Here is a 4,422-nt window from a genome sequence, read left to right as displayed (position 1 = left end):
AGGACCGTGAAACGACTCTACGCCGATGATAGTGCGGATTCCCGTGTGAAAGTAGGTAATCGTCAGGCTCCCTAAGCCAAAAACCCCCGCCCAAAAGGCGGGGGTTTTTGCATTGCGGCGCCATAAAAGCAGGCGGCGAAGCGCCCTCATAACCCGCCGTTACGCCCGCCCGATCAAGACCGTCTGAGCTCCGCTGCCACGCCTTCCCCGGAACGAAACCACGCGATTTGATACGATCGACCTGTCGTCGATGAGGGTATCCGTCGACGTTCGTGTTCGAAACCAGGGCTTCATGAAGAGGGCGGGGAATGAATATCGGCGACGCGTCGCGCGAATCCGGCGTCAGTGCAAAAATGATCCGGTACTACGAACAGGTCGGTCTTCTTGCGCCAAGCAAACGGACCGATGCCGGCTACCGGATCTATGGGGCGGACGAAATCCATATCCTGCGGTTCATCCGTCAGGCGCGACGACTTGGCTTTCTCGTCGAAGACATTCGCAAGCTACTGATGCTCTGGCAGGATCGCTCACGCGCCAGCGCCGAAGTGAAATCGATTGCTCTCGAGCACGTGGCTGAACTCGACAAACGTATCGCCGAGCTGAGCGACATGCGAGACACATTGGCCGATCTGGCCGCGCACTGTCATGGTGATGGGCGTCCCGAATGCCCGATTTTGGCGCGGCTGGCCGACCCAGTCAGTGACCCAAATTAGTGCGTGTCCTCATGCCTCAAAACAGGCTTCGACTTCACATCCATATAAATCAAGGAGTTAGATGCGATCTATGTGTCAGCATTCCAAAATGGAATGATATCCATGCAAGGATTTCACTAGCATCTTGGTGCGGCATCGCTATAATTCGGGATAACCCTATACGGGAAATCCCTGAATCTCGATTCACCAGGGGTCCCTCTTCCTTGGAGAACGTCATGATCGCCTACATCGTCGAAAAGCTGAGCAACTGGTTCGAATCCGCAGAACGTGAACGCCGTGAGGCTTACCTCGCCACGTCGTCGGACATCGTCCAGCTCGAGAGCCGCATCCGCTCGCTCGAAACCAACGGCTACTCGCTGTAATCGGAGTCACCGTCAGGTGCCGCGCGGCACCGAACGATAAGCAAGCCCCGTATTGACGGGGCTTTGTTTTTTTGTGCGCGGGATCTGGCGAAATCGTCAGTGCAGCGCTATGGTAGGGACCTGCTTTTCACCTTGAAGGTCACGATCATGCGTTTGTGTGTCGATGTGCGTCGCAGTGCCCGCGCGCGTCTCGTTCTGGGTGGGGTCGTGCTCGTCCATGGCCTCGCGGCCGGTGCCGCGACGTCATCTAAGCCGCTCGTTCTCGATACGCAGCGCGGTATCCAGGACGGCAAGGGCGGGTTGGTGCTGCAGACGGCGCCGTTGTCGCCGGAGCCGATCGTCGAGCCGGCAGGCATGCGGGCTCCAGCCGGGCAGGCGCCGAACACGTCGGTTCCGCTGTTCGTCGCGCCATATATCAATGTCCCCGCGTGGGGCGGGCAGCCGGCCAACCAACCGAGGCTCGCGCCGAGACCGCAGCCGTAACGATCGGTCGCTCAATCAATTGCCGCGGTGCTCGATCTGAAAGCGGGCGCCGCTATCCTGTCCCAGCTTCTCGACCAGATAGGGCAGTACCTCTTTCATGCTCTGGGCGAGCGTATACGGCGGATTCAGGATGAACATTCCGCTGCCGTAGAGACCCAGTCCGTCGGTCGGCGGATTCGACACGGTCAGCGTCAGGTGCAGCCAGTTGTTCGGTTGCAGGCGCTTCAACTGCTCGGGAAAGCGCTGCGATTCCGTCCGAGTGACCTGCGGATACCAGATGGCATAGCAGCCGGTCGAGAAACGCTTCAGGCATTCCGTCACGCAGCTCACCGTGCGCGCGTAATCCTTCTTGTCCTCGTAGGACGGATCGATCAGCACGAGTGCACGTCGCGGCGGCGGCGGCAGCAGCGCCTTGATACCTTCGAAGCCGTCGCCGGCGAAGATCATCGCGCGTCGCCCGGCATCGCGGAAATTGTGGCGCAGCACATCGATTTCCGTCGTATGCATTTCGAACAGGCGCATCCGGTCCTGCTCGCGCATCGACCGCCATGCGATGTACGGGGAGCCCGGGTAGAAGTGCAGTTCGCCGTCGTCGTTCAGCGCGCGGACTTCATCCACATAGTCGCCCAGTGCCTCTGGCAGGTTCTTTTCGTTCCACAGTCGGCCGATGCCGGTATCGAATTCCGACGTCTTCGCTGCATAACCGTCGCGCAGCGAGTACACGCCGGCGCCTGCGTGCGTATCGATGTACCAGTACGATTTGTCTTTCTTGTTCAGGTAGCGCAGCAGCTGGACGACGACGGCGTGCTTGAGCACGTCCGCGTGGTTGCCTGCGTGAAAACCGTGACGATAACTGAGCATGGCTGGCTGCCTGAAACGAAAGGTGAATCGATGAAAGCGGTCGATCGTGCGCGGCCGTGAGGCCGGGCGCCGATGCGGCCGCGTATTGTACGCGAGTGGCCGTGAGTCGCCTTACTCGTATGCATCGCCGACCACCGCGTCGATGCGCTGCTTCACATCCGGCGTCAGCTTCGCGGCAACCTCGAGCGCGCGCATGTTGTCGCCGATCTGGTCGACCCGCGATGCACCCGTGATGACCGAACTCACGCGCGGATTCGCGAGCACCCATGCGATCGCCAACTGGCCGGTGCTGCAACCGAGTTCGGCCGCAATTTCGCCGAGCCGTTCGACGATGTCGTTGGCGGCCCGATCGGTCAGGCGTTCGCGCATCCAGTCGTAGCCCTGCAACTGCGCTCGGCTGCCGGCTGGCACGCCATTGCGGTACTTGCCGGTGAGCAGGCCCGACGCCAACGGGCTCCAGGTCGTGAGCCCGAGACCGTAATCGTCGTAGAGCCGCGCATATTCCTGCTCGACCCGGGTGCGGTGGAACAGGTTGTACTGCGGTTGTTCGACGACCGGCTTGTGAAGATGATGCCGCTCGGCGATCTCGCATGCTGCGCGGATTTCATCGGCGCTCCATTCCGACGTGCCCCAGTACAGCGCCTTGCCGCGCACGATCATGTCGCTCATCGCCCAGACGGTTTCCTCGATCGGCGTATGGGGATCGGGGCGATGGCAATAGACGAGGTCGACATAATCGAGCTGCAGCCGGCGCAGCGAGCCGTCGATCGCGTTCAGCAGGTACTTCCGGTTCAGCGTGTGATACTGGTTCGGGGCTTCCGCGAGCCCCCAGAAGAACTTCGTGGACACGATATAACTGACGCGCGGCCAGTCGAGCGACTTGAGCGCGTGGCCCATGATTTCCTCGGATTTGCCGCCGGCGTAGACCTCGGCGTTGTCGAAGAAATTGACGCCTGCATCACGTGCCGCGGCGAGGCATTCGCGCGCGACCCGCTGGTCGACCTGGTTGCCGTATGTCACCCACGAACCGAGTGAAAGCTCGCTGATCTGCAGGCCGGAGCGGCCTAGCCGTCGATAGTGCATGAGACTCTCCTGCTGAACGAAACCGACCTTAAGCTTAGACGTTTTGCGCACGAACGGCGGGGCCGATCGTGCACAATGACGGCTGGCACGCTGATGCGATTTCGCGATGAACGCGGATGCGGCGGGTGCGTGTTTCATCGATCCGATAACGGAAGGAGACGGACATGGCAGCAGATCTGAGCGGCAAGACCGCAGTCGTCACGGGCGCCGCGAGCGGCATCGGCAAGGAAATCGCACTCGAGCTGGCCAAGGCAGGCGCGGCCGTCGCGATCGCCGACCTGAACCAGGACGGCGCGAACGCGGTCGCCGACGAGATCAACAAGGCAGGCGGCAAGGCGATCGGCGTCGCGATGGACGTGACCAACGAGGACGCCGTGAACAGCGGCATCGACAAGGTGGCCGAAGCGTTCGGCTCGGTCGACATCCTCGTGTCGAACGCCGGTATCCAGATCGTCAACCCGATCGAGAACTACTCGTTCTCCGACTGGAAGAAGATGCAGGCGATCCACGTGGACGGCGCGTTCCTGACGACGAAGGCCGCGCTCAAGCACATGTACAAGGACGATCGCGGCGGCGTCGTGATCTACATGGGTTCGGTGCACTCGCACGAAGCGTCGCCGCTGAAGTCGGCGTACGTGACGGCCAAGCATGGCCTGCTCGGCCTGGCGCGCGTGCTGGCGAAGGAAGGCGCGAAGCACAACGTGCGCTCGCACGTCGTGTGTCCGGGCTTCGTGCGCACGCCGCTGGTCGACAAGCAGATTCCGGAGCAGGCGAAGGAGCTCGGCATCAGCGAAGAGGAAGTGATCAAGAAGGTGATGCTCGGCAACACGGTCGACGGCGTGTTCACGACGGTGCAGGACGTCGCGCAGACGGTACTGTTCCTGTCGGCATTCCCGAGCGCCGCGCTCACGGGCCAGTCG

6 protein-coding genes are annotated in these 4,422 nt (G+C 61.6%); 4 read left to right on the top strand and 2 right to left on the bottom strand.

Translation table 11 applies throughout. The features are described 5' to 3' along the window. The first annotated feature begins 308 nt into the window (after nt 1-308). From cueR to HWX07_RS36705, 3 genes are all read left to right on the top strand, one after another. On the top strand, nt 309-713 hold the full coding sequence (cueR, locus tag HWX07_RS36715; RefSeq protein ID WP_175879490.1) for a Cu(I)-responsive transcriptional regulator: 405 nt from the start codon (nt 309-311) through the stop codon (nt 711-713). Nucleotides 714-928: 215 nt separating this feature from the next. Then, nucleotides 929-1,075, top strand: coding sequence for a DUF3563 family protein (locus tag HWX07_RS36710; protein WP_006478295.1), 147 nt, complete (start codon nt 929-931; stop codon nt 1,073-1,075). Between the two features lie 147 nt (nt 1,076-1,222). Further along, nucleotides 1,223-1,558, top strand: a complete 336-nt coding sequence (locus HWX07_RS36705; RefSeq protein WP_175879491.1) for a hypothetical protein — start codon at nt 1,223-1,225, stop codon at nt 1,556-1,558. 15 nt (nt 1,559-1,573) lie between these two features. Here HWX07_RS36705 and rlmJ read toward each other — a convergent pair whose 3' ends face one another. Continuing rightward, nucleotides 1,574-2,419 (bottom strand): 23S rRNA (adenine(2030)-N(6))-methyltransferase RlmJ, encoded by an 846-nt coding sequence (rlmJ, locus tag HWX07_RS36700; RefSeq protein WP_023478116.1) that lies wholly within the window; start codon nt 2,417-2,419, stop codon nt 1,574-1,576. Between the two features lie 111 nt (nt 2,420-2,530). Further along, nucleotides 2,531-3,502, bottom strand: coding sequence for an aldo/keto reductase (locus HWX07_RS36695; RefSeq protein ID WP_175879489.1), 972 nt, complete (start codon nt 3,500-3,502; stop codon nt 2,531-2,533). A gap of 164 nt (nt 3,503-3,666) precedes the next feature. On the opposite strand from HWX07_RS36695, the gene HWX07_RS36690 reads away from it, so the two are divergent. Then, on the top strand, nt 3,667-4,422 hold a 756-nt coding region (locus tag HWX07_RS36690), incomplete at its 3' end, for a 3-hydroxybutyrate dehydrogenase (RefSeq protein ID WP_175879488.1).

The sequence above is a fragment of the Burkholderia sp. BCC0097 genome (genome assembly GCF_902832985.1).
Taxonomy (GTDB): Bacteria; Pseudomonadota; Gammaproteobacteria; order Burkholderiales; family Burkholderiaceae; genus Burkholderia; species Burkholderia orbicola.
Note: the sequence above shows the minus strand (reverse complement) of the source record. Positions and strands in the feature narration are given on the sequence as shown.

What these genes read in the sequence shown, in the direction of transcription:
- cueR (WP_175879490.1), top strand. Translation starts at nt 309, where the DNA reads ATGAATATCGGCGACGCGTCGCGCGAATCCGGCGTCAGTGCAAAAATG.
- HWX07_RS36710 (WP_006478295.1), top strand. Translation starts at nt 929, where the DNA reads ATGATCGCCTACATCGTCGAAAAGCTGAGCAACTGGTTCGAATCCGCA.
- HWX07_RS36705 (WP_175879491.1), top strand. Translation starts at nt 1,223, where the DNA reads ATGCGTTTGTGTGTCGATGTGCGTCGCAGTGCCCGCGCGCGTCTCGTT.
- rlmJ (WP_023478116.1), bottom strand. Translation starts at nt 2,419, where the DNA reads ATGCTCAGTTATCGTCACGGTTTTCACGCAGGCAACCACGCGGACGTG.
- HWX07_RS36695 (WP_175879489.1), bottom strand. Translation starts at nt 3,502, where the DNA reads ATGCACTATCGACGGCTAGGCCGCTCCGGCCTGCAGATCAGCGAGCTT.